General features: G+C 66.9%; 15 protein-coding genes. 10 read left to right on the plus strand and 5 right to left on the minus strand.

Annotated features, from left to right (window positions below):
- Positions 1-65 precede the first annotated feature (65 nt).
- Positions 66-866: a lytic murein transglycosylase gene (locus EV655_RS12435; protein WP_132545319.1), complete on the minus strand. Its 801-nt coding sequence runs from the start codon at positions 864-866 to the stop codon at positions 66-68.
- A gap of 362 nt (positions 867-1,228) precedes the next feature.
- Positions 1,229-2,128: a LysR family transcriptional regulator gene (locus EV655_RS12440; protein WP_132545321.1), complete on the minus strand. Its 900-nt coding sequence runs from the start codon at positions 2,126-2,128 to the stop codon at positions 1,229-1,231.
- 157 nt (positions 2,129-2,285) lie between these two features.
- On the opposite strand from EV655_RS12440, the gene EV655_RS12445 reads away from it, so the two are divergent.
- The 7 genes from EV655_RS12445 to EV655_RS18685 all read left to right on the plus strand — a co-directional run bounded on the left by EV655_RS12445 (position 2,286) and on the right by EV655_RS18685 (position 9,793).
- Positions 2,286-5,690, plus strand: a complete 3,405-nt coding sequence (locus tag EV655_RS12445; RefSeq protein WP_132545323.1) for an indolepyruvate ferredoxin oxidoreductase family protein — start codon at positions 2,286-2,288, stop codon at positions 5,688-5,690.
- A 133-nt stretch (positions 5,691-5,823) separates the two neighbouring features.
- Positions 5,824-6,636, plus strand: a complete 813-nt coding sequence (locus EV655_RS12450; RefSeq protein WP_132545325.1) for a glutamate racemase — start codon at positions 5,824-5,826, stop codon at positions 6,634-6,636.
- A 55-nt stretch (positions 6,637-6,691) separates the two neighbouring features.
- The gene (gene argC / locus EV655_RS12455; RefSeq protein WP_132545327.1) at positions 6,692-7,720 is read left to right on the plus strand and encodes an N-acetyl-gamma-glutamyl-phosphate reductase; all 1,029 of its coding nucleotides are present in this window, start codon (positions 6,692-6,694) and stop codon (positions 7,718-7,720) included.
- Positions 7,721-7,733: 13 nt separating this feature from the next.
- Positions 7,734-8,195, plus strand: coding sequence for a cytochrome c maturation protein CcmE (gene ccmE, locus EV655_RS12460; protein WP_132545329.1), 462 nt, complete (start codon positions 7,734-7,736; stop codon positions 8,193-8,195).
- A gap of 262 nt (positions 8,196-8,457) precedes the next feature.
- On the plus strand, positions 8,458-9,069 hold the full coding sequence (locus EV655_RS12465; RefSeq protein WP_132545331.1) for a holin-associated N-acetylmuramidase: 612 nt from the start codon (positions 8,458-8,460) through the stop codon (positions 9,067-9,069).
- Positions 9,060-9,650, plus strand: a complete 591-nt coding sequence (locus EV655_RS12470; protein ID WP_132545333.1) for a holin family protein — start codon at positions 9,060-9,062, stop codon at positions 9,648-9,650. The genes EV655_RS12465 and EV655_RS12470 overlap by 10 nt, the downstream gene beginning before the upstream one ends.
- Positions 9,651-9,652: 2 nt before the next feature.
- On the plus strand, positions 9,653-9,793 hold the full coding sequence (locus EV655_RS18685) for a hypothetical protein (RefSeq protein WP_165905338.1): 141 nt from the start codon (positions 9,653-9,655) through the stop codon (positions 9,791-9,793).
- 10 nt (positions 9,794-9,803) lie between these two features.
- Here the strand turns inward: EV655_RS18685 and bmt are convergent, their stop codons facing one another.
- The 3 genes from bmt to EV655_RS18690 all read right to left on the minus strand — a co-directional run bounded on the left by bmt (position 9,804) and on the right by EV655_RS18690 (position 11,790).
- A complete protein-coding gene (gene bmt, locus EV655_RS12475) occupies positions 9,804-10,817 on the minus strand; it encodes a betaine--homocysteine S-methyltransferase (RefSeq protein WP_132545335.1) in 1,014 nt (337 codons plus the stop codon).
- A gap of 105 nt (positions 10,818-10,922) precedes the next feature.
- Positions 10,923-11,237: a DUF1476 domain-containing protein gene (locus EV655_RS12480; RefSeq protein ID WP_132545399.1), complete on the minus strand. Its 315-nt coding sequence runs from the start codon at positions 11,235-11,237 to the stop codon at positions 10,923-10,925.
- A gap of 100 nt (positions 11,238-11,337) precedes the next feature.
- A complete protein-coding gene (locus EV655_RS18690) occupies positions 11,338-11,790 on the minus strand; it encodes an SRPBCC family protein (protein WP_165905339.1) in 453 nt (150 codons plus the stop codon).
- Between the two features lie 289 nt (positions 11,791-12,079).
- Between EV655_RS18690 and purC the strand changes: the two genes are divergently transcribed.
- From purC to purQ, 3 genes are all read left to right on the plus strand, one after another.
- Positions 12,080-12,841 carry a phosphoribosylaminoimidazolesuccinocarboxamide synthase gene (gene purC / locus EV655_RS12490; protein ID WP_132545339.1) on the plus strand — a complete coding sequence of 254 codons (762 nt, stop codon included), beginning with the start codon at positions 12,080-12,082 and terminating at the stop codon, positions 12,839-12,841.
- Positions 12,842-13,000: 159 nt separating this feature from the next.
- Complete coding sequence (purS, locus tag EV655_RS12495) at positions 13,001-13,240, plus strand: phosphoribosylformylglycinamidine synthase subunit PurS (protein ID WP_132545341.1); 240 nt, start codon at positions 13,001-13,003, stop codon at positions 13,238-13,240.
- Positions 13,241-13,257: 17 nt separating this feature from the next.
- Positions 13,258-13,926 carry a phosphoribosylformylglycinamidine synthase subunit PurQ gene (purQ, locus tag EV655_RS12500; protein ID WP_132545343.1) on the plus strand — a complete coding sequence of 223 codons (669 nt, stop codon included), beginning with the start codon at positions 13,258-13,260 and terminating at the stop codon, positions 13,924-13,926.
- Positions 13,927-13,943: the final 17 nt, after the last annotated feature.

Below are 13,943 nucleotides of genomic sequence, written 5' to 3' on the forward strand. Positions count from 1 at the left end.
CGCATGTCGCCTGCTGCGCGCTGTTTAAGCCAAGGCGCGGGGCGGGGAAAGGGGCCGTTCGCCCCCTAGCCGTCGATCCGCGCCCCCATCTCTGCCAGCGCGCGCTGGTAGACCGAGGCCGCGTTCCATTCCTTGAGCACCTCGAAGTTGTGGCTGCCGGGCTGGTAGGGCTGGCCGGGCCGCCAGCCCTTCTGGCGCAGGTAGTTCGCGGTCGAGGCCAGCGCGTCGGCCATGTCGTTCAGGTCGATCCGCCCGTCGCCGTTGCCGTCGCGGCCATAGGCCAGCGCGTTGCCGGGCAGGAACTGGGTGTGGCCCAGTTCGCCATGCATGGCGCCGATCGCGGCGGGCGACATCATCCCCCGGTCGATCATCTTCAGCGCTCCGATCAGGTGGGGGGTGAAGAATCCGGGCCGGCGGCAATCATAGGCCAGCGTCGCGGTCGCGTTCAGCACGTTGGCGTTGCCCATGAAGCCGCCAAAGCCGGTTTCCATCCCGTGGATGGCGATCAGCACGCCCGCGGGAACGCCGTAGCCCTGTTCGAGCGCGGCATAGAAGCCGGGGTTTCGCGCCTTGCGGCTGCGCCCCTGCGAAACGATCACATCGCAGCCGCGCTTCTGGCAGAACTCGGGGTAGCTGAGCTTGAAGCTTTTCTGGCCGCGGTCGGCGTTGATCGTGGCCTGGGAATACTGTGTTCCGCCAAGCGCGGCGAGCCCGCGCTGGCCGACGCCGGCCCGGGCCGCCTCGCTGGCGAAATCGCGTTTCCAGGCGTCGAACCCCGCGGCCGAGTTCCCGCAAGAGGCAGCCGGGGCGGGGGCGGAGAGACACAGAGCGGCAAGGGCGGACAGGGCAAGCGTGCGGAACGGCATGAAACTCCTCCGGTCGGGTCGCGCGCAGATTAGCGGCCCTTGCCCGGCGCCCCAACGGTCCGAGTCGTTCGGGCGCAAGATGGGCCCGACGGGGTGGCCGCGCTGCATCTGTTCGGCAAGGGGGTTCGCCATGTGCCGCGATGATCGGCATGCGCCCGGCGAAACCGCCCGAATTCCGGGCAATTCCTGCGGTGGAACAAAAAAAGGCCGAGCATAAGCTCGGCCCAAGTCCAACAGGGAGGTAAAGACGAAAGCGAAACTTCCGCCTTCGTCCCAGCAATTATGGACGAGATCGTGCAGGTTCAAGCCCAAAATGGCAGCGCGCCAGCATGACCGTCATGCGTGTGACAGATATCTCACAATCAGGACGTGTCCTTTTCCTTCTGGCGCCGTTCCATGATCTGTTCCGTGATGAACTCGCGGAAGGCCGAGATCCTGCGCGAGGCGCGCAATTCCTCGGGATAGGCCAGGAAAACCGGCACCTCGTTCGATTCGATGCCGTCCAGCACCCGAACGAGTTGCGGATGATCCTCGGTCACGTAGTCGGGCAGCACCCCGATCCCCAGCCCGTTCAGCACGGCCTGAAGAACGCCGAAATAGTTGTTCACCGTCAGCGTCGATCGAATCCGGTAGGTCATCAGTTCGCGCACCAGTTGCGCGCCCGCACTGACCTGGGTCGAACTGGTATTCTGGCAGATCAGCCGGTGGTCGGCCAGATCGTCCAGGGTTTCCGGTGTGCCGTGGGCGTCGAGATAGGGTTGGGTCGCGTAAAGCCGCATCCTGACGCTCATCAGGCGCAGGCGGATCAGGTCGGCCTGGCTTGGCTCCTTCATGCGGATCGCGACGTCGGCCTCGCGCATCGGCAGGTCGAGCACCTGTTCGGACATCATCAGGTCGATCCGAAGCTCGGGGTAGCGCTCGTAGAGCATCGGCAGCCGCTTTGCCAGCCAGAGCGAGCCGAAGCCGGTGGTGGTGGTGACCCGCAACTCGCCGAACACCTCTTCGACGCTGTCGCGGATGCGCGCCACCGCGGTTTCCAGCCGCTTGCCCATCGCCGTGGTCGCGTCGAACAGCAACTCTCCCTGCTCGGTGAGAATCAGTCCGCGCGCGTGGCGATGGAACAGGGTTGATCCAAGCGATTCTTCCAGCGCGCGAATCTGGCGCGAGACGGCGGATTGCGACAGGTGCAGCGTTTCACCCGCATGGGTCAGGCTGCCCGCGTCGGCCACCGCGTGAAAGATCCTGAGCTTGTCCCAATCCATCATGCAATTCCTGCAATGCCGTCATGCCTGTCCGCGAACGTTTCCTACAGGTGGCGTTGTGGCGATTGCAAACCAAGATGTCCCGTGGAATTGATTTTGTAGGTCATTGATTTTGACCTAATATGCATAACAGAACACGCTACGGGGAGGGGCGCGGATGACCCGTCAGGATGTCAGTCTTCACGACCGTTACGATCTTTCCAGGTCGCCGGTGCTTCTGAACGGCACACAGGCGCTGGTTCGGCTGATGCTGATGCAGAAGGTGCGCGACCGGGCCGCGGGACTTCACACCGCGGGTTATGTCACCGGCTATCGGGGCTCGCCGCTGGGCGCGGTGGACATGACGATGGCCAGGGCGAACGCGGATCTCCAGGCCGCGGACGTGCTGTTCCAGCCGGGGCTGAACGAGGACCTGGCCGCGACCGCGCTGTGGGGCACGCAGCAGGCGGAAGTGCGGGGCGAGGGGAAATACGACGGTGTCTTCGGCCTTTGGTACGGCAAGGGGCCGGGGGTGGACCGTTCGGGCGACGTGATGCGGCACGCCAACCTTGCGGGCACCTCGCGCCATGGCGGGGTGCTGATGGCGATGGGCGACGACCACACGGGCGAGTCCTCGACCACCTGCCACCAGTCCGACTGGGCGATGGTCGATGTCTACATGCCGGTGCTGTCGCCCGCGGGGGTGCAGGAAATCCTCGACTACGGGCTCTATGGTTATGCGCTTTCGCGCTATGCGGGCGTCTGGGTGGGGCTCAAGCTGATGAAGGACACGGTCGAGGTGACGTCCGTCGTGGATGGCCGCCCGGACCGCATGGCCTTCGTCACCCCCGACTTTCCGATGCCCGAGGGCGGGCTGAACATAAGGCTGAACGATCACTGGGTCGCGCAGGAAGCGCGCATGATCGACCACAAGCGGTTCGCGGCCGAGGCCTTCGCCCATGCCAACCGGATCGACCGGCGGGTGTGGGGGAAACCGGGGGCGAAGATCGGGCTGGTGGCGGCAGGCAAGAACTGGCTCGATCTGGTGCATGCGCTGGGGCTTCTGGGGATCGACGAGACGCAGGCCGAGCGGCTGGGGATCACCACCTACAAGGTGGGCCAGACCTTCCCGCTGGACATGAAGGGGTTTGCCGACTTCGCCGAGGGGCTGGACCTGATCGTGGTGGTCGAGGAAAAGCGGAAACTCATCGAGGTGCAGGCAAAGGAGGCGATCTTTCACAATCGCCGCGGCCGGCGCATCTATGGCTGGAAGAACGACCGCGACGAGGAGCTGTTTCCCACGCGCTACGCGCTCGACCCGGTGATGATCGCGGAAAAACTGGGCGCGGTGCTGATCGAGGAGGGGCGCGGCAGCGAACGTCTGACCGCGGCGCTGGAGCGTATCCGCGAGGCGCGCCGGGCGGACAATGCCGAGGACCTCGCCGCCCGTCTGCCCTATTTCTGCGCGGGCTGCCCGCACAACACCTCGACCCGCGTGCCCGAGGGCAGTCGCGCCTATGCCGGGATCGGCTGCCACATCATGGCGATGTGGATGGACCGCGAGACCAGCGGGTATACCCACATGGGCGCCGAAGGGGCGAACTGGATCGGCGAGGCGCCGTTCTCGACGAGGGGTCACGTGTTCCAGAACCTGGGCGACGGGACCTACAATCATTCGGGGCGGCTGGCGATCCACGCCGCCATCGCCGCGGGTGTGAACATCACCTACAAGATCCTCTACAACGACGCGGTCGCGATGACAGGCGGGCAGGGCAACGACGGCGGGCTGACAGCAAACCAGATCGTGGCGGAACTGGTTGCGGCCGGGGTGAACAAGGTCGAAGTGGTCTACGACGAGAAGGAAGACGTCGATCCGCGAGCCTTCCCCGCGGGCGTTGTCTGCCATCCGCGTGCAGATCTGATGCAGGTCCAGGAGAATCTGCGCCGGACCGAAGGCGTGACCGCGATCGTCTACATCCAGACCTGCGCGGCCGAGAAGCGCCGCCGCCGCAAGAAGGGCGCCTTTCCCGACCCGGATACGCGGGTCTTCATCAACACCGACATCTGCGAGGGCTGCGGCGATTGCGGGGTGCAGTCGAATTGCGTGGCCATCGTGCCGGTCGAGACGGAGCTTGGCCGCAAGCGCGCCATCGACCAGTCGGCCTGCAACAAGGATTTCTCTTGCCTCAAGGGGTTCTGCCCCAGCTTCGTCACGCTGAAGGGGGCGGCGGTGCGGCGCGAGGCGGCGGCCCGGATCGAGATCGGCGACCTGCCCGAGCCGGTGCTGCCGCCGATCCATGGCACGTTCAACGTGGTCATTACCGGGGTCGGCGGCACGGGCGCCGTGACCATCGGCGCGATCCTTGCCATGGCGGCCCATGTCGACGGCAAGGGCGCGGGCATGATGGAGATGGCGGGCCTTGCCCAGAAGGGCGGCGCGGTTCATATCCACTGCCGGATCGCCGAGACGCCCGCCGGGATCAGCGCGATCCGCGTGGCGACCGGCGAGGCGGACGCGGTGATCGGCGGCGACCTGGTGGTGACGGCGGGGGCCAGAACCATCGGGCTGATGACGACGGGGCGCACCGGCGCTGTGGTCAACAGCCACGACATCGTGACCGGCGCCTTCACCCGCGACCCGCAGTTCCGCGTGCCTTCGGACCGGCTGGAACTGGCGCTTCAGGCGCGGCTGAAGAATCGCCTGCACCTGATCGATTCGACGGAACTTGCCCGCAGGCTGATGGGCGACACGATCTATTCCAACATGATCGTCACCGGCGCGGCATGGCAATGCGGGCTGCTGCCGCTGTCGCACGCGGCGATCCTGAAGGCGATCGAACTGAACGGCGCGGGAGTCGAGGGGAACCGGCGTGCCTTCGAGATCGGCCGGTGGGCCGCGCTGAACCCCGAGGCCGCGGGCCGGGTCGTCGCGGCAGAGATGGTGGAAAAGCCGAGGACGCTGGCCGAAAGGATCTCGTTCCGCGAGGCGCATCTTGCCGACTACCAGTCGCCACGCCTCGCGCGGCGCTACCGGCGCCTTGTCGACAAGATGTCCGACCCGCGGCTGAAGGAGGCAGTGGCCAGGGGCTACCACAAGCTGCTGGCCTACAAGGACGAATACGAGGTCGCGCGGCTGCATTTGCAGACCGCCGCGAAGGCGCGCGCGGAATTCGCGGGCGAGTTCGAGATCACCTACCTGCTGGCGCCGCCCTTCCTGGGGGGCAAGGGGCCGGACGGGCGGCCCGCCAAGCGGCGCTTCGGGCCGTGGATGGACCGGGGATTCCGGGTGCTGGCGGGGATGCGGCGGTTGAGGGGAACGCCGCTCGATCCGTTCCGCTGGCAGGAAGAGCGGCGGCGCGAGCGGGCGGCGATCCGGGTCTACGAGTCGGACATGGCGGAGGTGCTGGCGGGGCTGACGCCCGACCGGCTGGAGGCTGCGGTGGCGCTGGCCGAATTGCCCCTTTCGGTGAAAGGCTTCGGCCCGGTCAAGGCGAAGGCCGAGGTCGAGGCGGCCGAGCGGCGCGCCTCGTTGCTGGCGGCGTTCCGGGCGGGGAGCGAGGGGCTGCGGCAGGCGGCCGAATAGCGGCTGCGATGTCCACGTGAATTGCGGCGATGGATTTCCCGCGCAACTCGACATATGAGTGGGAAAACGGCGCCGGGTTCCGCCCTTTCATGGGGGCCCGGACCGGGCAGAGGCGCAGCGCAAGAGGCAGGCCATGGCGGTTGGTGTGTTCGATTCCGGTCTGGGCGGGCTTACGGTGCTGGACGCCGTCGCGCGGCGGTTGCCGCATGTGCCCTTTGTCTATTTCGGCGACAATGCCCATGCCCCCTATGGCGTGCGCAACGCCGAGGATGTGTTCAACCTGACCACCGCCGCCGTGACGCGCCTGTTCGATGCGGGCTGCGACCTGGTGATCCTGGCCTGCAACACCGCGTCGGCCGCGGCGTTGAGGCGGATGCAGGAAAGCTGGGTGCCCGGCGACAAGCGGGTTCTGGGGGTCTTCGTCCCGCTGATCGAGGCGCTGACCGAGCGGCAATGGGGCGACAATTCCCCGCCGCGCGAGGTGGCGGTGAAACACGTGGCGCTGTTCGCCACGCCCGCAACCGTGGCCTCGCGCGCCTTCCAGCGGGAACTGGCGTTCCGCGCCATCGGCGTCGATGTCGAGGCGCAGCCCTGCGGGGGCGTGGTGGATGCGATCGAGGCGGGCGACGAGATGCTCGCCGAGGCGCTGGTGCGGTCCCACGTCGAGGCGCTGAAACGGCGGATGCCGCACCCCGAGGCGGCGATCCTGGGCTGTACCCATTACCCGCTGATGGAGGCCACCTTCCAGGATGCGCTGGGACCGGGGGTCAAGGTCTATTCCCAGGCCGACCTCGTGGCCGAAAGCCTGGCGGACTATCTCGACCGGCACCCGGACATGATTGGATCGGGCACCGAGTCGATGTTCCTGACGACCGGCGACCCGGTGTCGGTGTCGAACAAGGCCACGCAATTCCTGCGACGGCGCATCGAATTCCGCGCCGCCTGATTGCGGGCGGGCTCATTCGCGTCTAGATACCTGTCCGACATCGCGGGGAAATCCCATGACCCATTCCGTCGCCATCCTGGGGGCCTCGGGCTATACCGGGGCCGAGCTAGTCCGGCTGATCGCCACCCATCCGGAATTGCGCATTGCGGCGCTGTCCGGCGAGCGCAAGGCGGGCCAGCCGATGGCCGCCGTGTTTCCGCACCTGCGCCACCTCGACCTGCCGGACCTTGTGAAGATCGAGGAGATCGACTTTTCGGCTGTCGATCTGTGCTTTTGCGCGCTGCCCCATGCGACCAGCCAGGAGGTGATCCGCGGGTTGCCGCGTGATCTGAAGATCGTCGACCTGTCGGCGGATTTCCGGCTGCGCGACCCGGCCGCCTACGAGAAATGGTATGGCAAGCCCCATGCGGCGCCCGAGTTGCAGGCCGAGGCGATCTATGGCCTGACCGAGTTCTATCGCGAAGAGATTCGGGCCGGGCGGCTGGTGGCGGGCACGGGATGCAACGCCGCGACGGGGCAATACGCCATCCGGCCGCTGATCGAGGCGGGCGTGATCGACCTTGACGAGATTGTGATCGACCTCAAGGCGGGGGTCTCGGGTGCGGGGCGGGCGCTGAAGGAGAACCTGTTGCACGCCGAGTTGTCGGAAGGGTTCCACGCATATTCGGCGGGCGGGATTCACAGGCACCTGGGCGAGTTCGACCAGGAGTTTTCCAGGGCCGCCGGGCGCCCGGTCGAGGTCATGTTCACCCCCCACCTGATCCCTGCGAACCGGGGGATTCTGGCGACCGTCTGGCTGAAGGGCGAGGCGCGTGCGATCCATGACACCTTGGCAAGCGCGTATGAAGATGAGATTTTCATTCAGGTTCTGCCGTTCGGCGAACATCCCTCCACCCGGCACGTGCGCGGATCCAACTTCGTGCATATCGGTGTGGTGGCGGACCGCCGGGCGGGGCGGGCGCTGGTGATCGCCGCGCTCGACAACCTGACCAAGGGCTCGTCGGGGCAGGCGGTGCAGAACGCCAACCTGATGCTGGGGATCGCGGAGGAGACGGGGCTGATGCTGGCGCCGTGCTTCCCCTGACGGAGAGAGACGGATGCGCGGACTGAAAAAACGACGTCGGGTGCAGATCATCCTGGTGGCCTTCGTGGCGCTGGCAGTGTCGACGGGTCTGATCGGCTATGCCATGCGCGACGGGATCAACTTCTTCCGCTCGCCGTCCCAGATCGTCGAGGCGCCGCCCGCCCCGACCGAGGTGTTCCGCATCGGCGGGCTGGTCGAGGCGGGCAGCCTGCAGCGCGGGCAGGGCGAGACGATCCGGTTCAACGTCACCGATGGCGGCGCCACGGTGCCTGTGACATATACCGGCGTGCTGCCCGACCTGTTTTCGGAAAACCAGGGCATGATCGGGACCGGTATGCTGATCGAGGGCACTTTCGTCGCGACCGAGATCCTGGCCAAGCACGACGAAAGCTACATGCCCCGCGAGGTTGTGGATGCGCTGAAGGAACAGGGTGTCTACCGCCACGCCGAGGATGAGCCGCCCGGCGGCAGCTAGGAATCCACGCACACCGCGTGGAGGAGGGCGCGCGACCCCGCGCCGCCCGGAACCGATCCGTTTCATTTGCCGCGTCGCGATGCAGAGACCCCGACGCGTCGGCGGGGACTATGACCCGCACTGAACCCTTGCCCGTGTGGCGAAAGCTCCGGTGGCGTTGGCCGCTATCGGCGGTGTTGATGCTGCGTGCGCTGGTCTCGGGCGGCGTTAACCGCACCTGAACCAGAATGTCCCCGCTTCGAAAGACGAACGGGGGGTATGGATGCGAACCGTCGAACAGCTTGCCAAGGAAATCGTCACCCGCGAGGGCGGGTTCGTGAACGACCCGGACGATCCCGGAGGGGCGACCAATCACGGGGTTACGCTGGGCACGCTGAGGCGGCTGGACGGCGATCTGACCGGCGATGGGCTGGTGACCGAAGACGATCTGCGCGCGCTCGAACCCGAGGACGCGGTCCGGATCTTCATCGAACACTATTTCCAACGGCCGCAAATCCATCTGTTGCCAGACATCCTGCACGCATCGGTCTTTGACATGTATGTGAACGCGGGCGCGAATGCGGTGCGGATCCTGCAGCGGCTGTTCAACGACATGGGCCAGCGCATCGCGATCGACGGCGCGATCGGGCCGCAGACACAGCAGGCCGCGGAAACCGCCGCCGCCGCCGCGCCTGATCATATCGTCGACGCCTACGGGATCGCCCGGCGCAACTACTACTATGCGCTCGCCGACCGCCGGCCGGCCAGCCGCAAGTTTGCCTGCCGCCGCGATGGCGGCAAGGGCGGCTGGATCCTCCGCGCCGAGGAGTTCATCTCGGTCCGTTACCATCTGACCGAAGCCGAGCATCGCGAAAGGACAGCGACATGGCATTGATTCACGGACTGGCGGCCATCCTGTTCGGCGGCGGGCGCAACGTCGTCGCCGAGGCGGCCGAGGTGTTCCGCGTCAATTCCGAGGCCGCCGACCAGCGCGCGGCCGAATTGCAGCGCGCCGCGCTGGGACAGTTCGCCCAGGAATTCTCGCTTCCCCATCCCAGCCTCTTCGATCGGATCATCGACGGGATGAACCGGCTGCCGCGCCCGCTGCTGGCGCTTGGAACCGTGTTCCTGGGGGTTTCGGCGATGGTTGATCCGGTCTGGTTCGCCGCGCGGATGCAGGGGGTTGCGCTGGTGCCCGAGCCGCTGTGGTGGCTTCTGGGGGCGATCATCAGCTTTTATTTCGGCTCGCGCTACCAGGCCAAGGGGCAGGAGTTCCAGCGCTCGATCGCCGAGACGATGGTGCGCGCCCCGGCGGTGGTCGAGAACCTGCGCACGCTGGGCGAACTGAGGCAGGGCGGCGTGGGGTCGGCATCGGCGCCGCAATCGGGGCCGCGTTCCATGGCGCCCGCGCAGACGCCTTCGGGCGGCGGTACAAGGCCCAATCCCGCGCTCGACGCCTGGAGAGCCGAGGAATGAGCATGGCACTTTACGCCGATCTCTGTGCGCTGATGGCCTTGGGCAGTCTCGCGGCGTTCTGGAAACATGACCGGACCGAGCCGTTCAGCCGCGAGCTGTTGCTGTCGCTTGCCGGGGTCGCGCTGGTGCTGGCACTGTTCTAGGGCCGAAGCCTTAACTGCGCCGGCGGCGCCTGTGGCGCTCGGGCGTGTCGCCGGTATCGCCGGTGCCGTCCGAGGCCGAGGAGAACCCGCCCAGCCGCTGGGCGATCTCGTCAAGGCTGGGGCGCGGCCCGCGGGGGCGGGTTTCCAGCGCAGCGCGCATTGCCCTCAGGTGCTCGGGCGTGGTGCCGCAGCAGCCGCCGATGATCGTCGCACCGCAATCGCGCGCAAGCACCGCGTAATCGGCCATGAGGTCCGGCGTGCCGTCGTAGTGGATGTGGCCGTCCATGTATTTCGGGATGCCCGCGTTGCCCTTGGCGATGATCGGACGTTCGGTTCCGGCCGCCGCAAAGCCCAGCACCGTGCGCAGAAGGTCCGAGGCGCCGACACCGCAATTCGCGCCGAAGGCCAGTGGTTTCCAAGACAGCTTTTCGACCAGTTCGACCAGATCGGCCGAGGTCATGCCCATCATCGTGCGCCCCGCCGTGTCAAAGCTCATCGTGCCACACCAGGGCATGTCTGCCAGCTTGCAGGCCTCGGCGGCGGCCTTGAGTTCTTCGGCCGCGCTGATCGTCTCGACCCAGAGCACGTCGGCGCCGCCTGCCTTCAGCGCCTCGGCCTGCTCGTGGAAGATCTCGACCGCCGCGGCATGGGAGAGCGGCCCCATCGGCTGCATGATCTCGCCGGTGGGGCCGATCGAGCCTGCCACGACCACCGGCCGGTCCGCGGCCTCGGCCACCTCGCGGCCCAGTTCGGCGGCAATCCGGTTCAACTCGCCCACGCGGCCCTGCGCATCGTGCAGCTTCAGCCGCGCGGCGTTGCCGCCGAAGCTGTTGGTCAGGAAGATGTCCGATCCGGCCTCGACCGCGCCGCGATAGAGCGCGCGGATCTTGTCGGGTTCATCGGTGTTCCAGAACTCCGGCGCCTCGCCCGACGAAAGCCCCATGTTGAAGAGGTTGGTGCCCGTGGCGCCATCGGCCATCAGCCAGTCGCGGGTCTCGAGCATGCGGGAAAGCGCGTCGGTCATCGGTCACGTCCTCTGGAAACGGGACGGCTGCCCGCCGAAAGGCGGCCGCCGGTCGGGCACGAGGGGACGGGGCTGGCAAGCCTCCCCCACCGAGGCGCCGGGGCCTCAGCTTTCGGTCATGATCTGCTCTTTCGCCACCGCCATCAGTTCGGCCATCTTGGCGCGGATCGTGGCCTCGTCGGCCTTGGTGCCGAGATCGCCCGCCACCTTGCGGTAGACATCCTCGTCGCCGGCCTCTTCGAAATCGGCCTTGACGACTTCCTTGGCGTAATCAAGCGCAGCCTCTTCCGACAGCCCCATCAGCCCGGCCGCCCAGAGGCCCAACAGCTTGTTGCGCCGGGCTTCGGCCCTGAATTGCAGTTCGGAGTCGTGGGCGAACTTGTTCTCGAAGGCGTTCTCGCGGTCGTCGAAGGTGGTCATCGGGGTCTGGCCCTCCTGGGATTCCGGTTCGAAAGCCATTTAAGGGAAGAACGGGCCGATGCCTAGGGGCAGGCTGGCCTTCGGGCCCGGTTCTTGCGGCTCAGGCGGGCTTGCGTTCGGTTTCGCGCCGCAGGGCGGCAAGGCCGCGCCTGAGCCCGGCCTTGAGCGCGCGTTCGGTGAAATCGGGAATCAGCTGCGCGAGGCCGGATTCGATCGACGCCTCGAGTGTGGCAAGCGTCGCCCCGCCGCGGGGGTCCAGCGTCAGCACATAGCCTGCCCGGACCGTGCCGGACCGCCCCGACCAGCCGATCCGCGCGCAGGGGACGAGGTCGTCGATTACGGTGCGGAAGGACAGTCCGTGCATGCTGGTCCAGATCACGCGGGCGCCATTGGCCAGCGGGCCGTCGAGTTCGACCCGCCGGAAGGCCGCGTTCCAGGCGGGCCAGCGTTCGAAGTCGATCAGCGTGTGCCAGATACGTTCGCGCGAGGCGAGGATGGTTTCCCGTACGGCGGTTCGGACGGGGGCTGGAATGTCCAGCGTCGGGTGGTCCATATTTGTTCCCTTTCGGCCTCTGCCGGGCCTTGTCATGTTGCGCCCCGGCAACCCAGAGGCGACCGGTATTCTGCCGGCGCGGGTGAATTCATGTATACGATTGCATACGTCAAGGCATCCGATGGTCTTGGGCACCTCTTTTCCCGCTTTGACGTTGCGTCGCGGGCGGCAACGCCGCCGCGCCAGAGGTCCTGCAGCGCCGCCTTGCGGCAGGACGGCCGTTGCCCTAAAAGCGCAGCACAAGTGTGCGGGGCGGCCGTCTCCCGCGCCATCCGGATTCGGAGTATCCATGGCAAGGCGCAAGAAGATCTACGAGGGCAAGGCGAAGATCCTGTACGAGGGCCCCGAGCCCGGCACGCTGGTGCAGTATTTCAAGGACGACGCCACCGCCTTCAACGCGGAAAAGCACGACGTGATCGAGGGCAAGGGTGTTCTGAACAACCGCCTGTCCGAGTTCTTCATGTCCGGGCTGAACGCGATCGGCGTGCCGACGCATTTCATCAAGCGCATCAACATGCGCGAACAACTGATCCGCCAGGTCGAGATCATCCCGCTGGAAGTCGTGGTGCGCAACACCGCCGCCGGGTCGATGTCCAAGCGTCTGGGCATCGAGGAGGGCACGCCGCTGCCGCGCCCGATCGTCGAGTTCTACTACAAGGACGACGGACTGGGCGATCCGCTGGTCACCGAAGAACATATCATCGCGTTCGGCTGGGCATCGCAGCAGGATCTCGACGACATGGTGGCGCTGGCGCTTCGGGTCAACGACTTCCTCTCGGGTGTGATGATGGCCGTCGGTATCAAACTGGTGGATTTCAAGATCGAGATCGGCCGCATCTGGGATGGCGACTACATGCGCCTTGTCGTGGCCGACGAGATCAGCCCCGACAGCTGCCGGCTGTGGGACATCAAGACCGGCGCGCATCTGGACAAGGACGTGTTCCGCCGCGACCTGGGCAGCCTGACGGATGCCTATACCGAGGTGGCCAAGCGCCTGGGCGTGCTGCCGACGAATGTCACCCATCCGACGAAGCCCACCCTCATCAATTGAAAGGGTAAGCGTGTCCGGCTTGTGTCATCACAAACCCGCCCCGGACATGACCCCACACGCGACGGCGCCCGCGGCAAGAACAGGCGCAGATGATCCGAACCGACGGACCCGCGGCGGCTGTGCCGCCCGGGGCCCGGTCCAGCCAGGGAAGGACGACAGATGAAGGCCCGCGTTCACGTGATGCTCAAGGACGGCGTTCTCGATCCGCAGGGTCAGGCCGTGGCCCATGCGCTGGGCACACTCGGCTTTCAGGGGGTGGGCGAGGTGCGCCAGGGCAAGGTGATCGACCTCGACCTGGCCGCGACCGACCGCGCCACCGCCGAGGCGCAGGTACGCGAGATGTGCGAGAAGCTGCTCGCCAACACGGTCATCGAACGCTACGACATCGAGATCGGCTGAGGCCGAGGGAGACCGCCATGAAAGCTGCCGTTCTCGTCTTCCCGGGATCGAACTGCGACCGCGACCTGGCGGTGGCCTTCCGCAACGCGGGCGCCGAGGTCACGATGGTCTGGCACAAGGACGACGCGCTGCCCGCGGGCGTCGACGTGGTGGGCATCCCCGGCGGGTTCTCGTTCGGCGACTACCTGCGCTGCGGCGCGATCGCCGCGCGCTCGCCGATCACGCGGGCGGTGATCGAGCACACCCACCGGGGCGGCTATGCGCTGGGTATCTGCAACGGCTTTCAGGTGCTGACCGAGACCGGCATCCTGCCCGGCGCGCTGATGCGCAATGCGGGGCTGAAATTCGTCTGCAAGCCCGTTGATCTGACGGTGGAAACCGCCGACAGCGCCTTTACCGCGGGCTATACCGGGGGGCAGCGGATCACCATTCCCATCGCCCATCACGACGGCAATTACGTGGCCGATGCCGACCTGGTCGCGCGGCTCCGGGCCGAGGGCCGGGTCGCCTTCACCTATTGCGACAATCCCAACGGATCGGTGGCCGACATCGCTGGAATCCTCAGCGAGAACCGCCGGGTGCTGGGGCTGATGCCGCATCCCGAGCGCGCCGCCGAGCCCGCCCATGGCGGCACCGACGGGGCGGCGCTTTTCCGCTCGCTGGTCGGCGCGCTCGCGCTTGCCTGACCGGCCCGTGCTTGAGC

The organism is Rhodovulum euryhalinum (assembly GCF_004342445.1).
Taxonomy (GTDB): domain Bacteria; phylum Pseudomonadota; class Alphaproteobacteria; order Rhodobacterales; family Rhodobacteraceae; genus Rhodovulum; species Rhodovulum euryhalinum.

What these genes read in the sequence shown, in the direction of transcription:
- EV655_RS12435 (WP_132545319.1), bottom strand. Translation starts at nt 866, where the DNA reads ATGCCGTTCCGCACGCTTGCCCTGTCCGCCCTTGCCGCTCTGTGTCTC.
- EV655_RS12440 (WP_132545321.1), bottom strand. Translation starts at nt 2,128, where the DNA reads ATGGATTGGGACAAGCTCAGGATCTTTCACGCGGTGGCCGACGCGGGC.
- EV655_RS12445 (WP_132545323.1), top strand. Translation starts at nt 2,286, where the DNA reads ATGACCCGTCAGGATGTCAGTCTTCACGACCGTTACGATCTTTCCAGG.
- EV655_RS12450 (WP_132545325.1), top strand. Translation starts at nt 5,824, where the DNA reads ATGGCGGTTGGTGTGTTCGATTCCGGTCTGGGCGGGCTTACGGTGCTG.
- argC (WP_132545327.1), top strand. Translation starts at nt 6,692, where the DNA reads ATGACCCATTCCGTCGCCATCCTGGGGGCCTCGGGCTATACCGGGGCC.
- ccmE (WP_132545329.1), top strand. Translation starts at nt 7,734, where the DNA reads ATGCGCGGACTGAAAAAACGACGTCGGGTGCAGATCATCCTGGTGGCC.
- EV655_RS12465 (WP_132545331.1), top strand. Translation starts at nt 8,458, where the DNA reads ATGCGAACCGTCGAACAGCTTGCCAAGGAAATCGTCACCCGCGAGGGC.
- EV655_RS12470 (WP_132545333.1), top strand. Translation starts at nt 9,060, where the DNA reads ATGGCATTGATTCACGGACTGGCGGCCATCCTGTTCGGCGGCGGGCGC.
- EV655_RS18685 (WP_165905338.1), top strand. Translation starts at nt 9,653, where the DNA reads ATGGCACTTTACGCCGATCTCTGTGCGCTGATGGCCTTGGGCAGTCTC.
- bmt (WP_132545335.1), bottom strand. Translation starts at nt 10,817, where the DNA reads ATGACCGACGCGCTTTCCCGCATGCTCGAGACCCGCGACTGGCTGATG.
- EV655_RS12480 (WP_132545399.1), bottom strand. Translation starts at nt 11,237, where the DNA reads ATGACCACCTTCGACGACCGCGAGAACGCCTTCGAGAACAAGTTCGCC.
- EV655_RS18690 (WP_165905339.1), bottom strand. Translation starts at nt 11,790, where the DNA reads ATGGACCACCCGACGCTGGACATTCCAGCCCCCGTCCGAACCGCCGTA.
- purC (WP_132545339.1), top strand. Translation starts at nt 12,080, where the DNA reads ATGGCAAGGCGCAAGAAGATCTACGAGGGCAAGGCGAAGATCCTGTAC.
- purS (WP_132545341.1), top strand. Translation starts at nt 13,001, where the DNA reads ATGAAGGCCCGCGTTCACGTGATGCTCAAGGACGGCGTTCTCGATCCG.
- purQ (WP_132545343.1), top strand. Translation starts at nt 13,258, where the DNA reads ATGAAAGCTGCCGTTCTCGTCTTCCCGGGATCGAACTGCGACCGCGAC.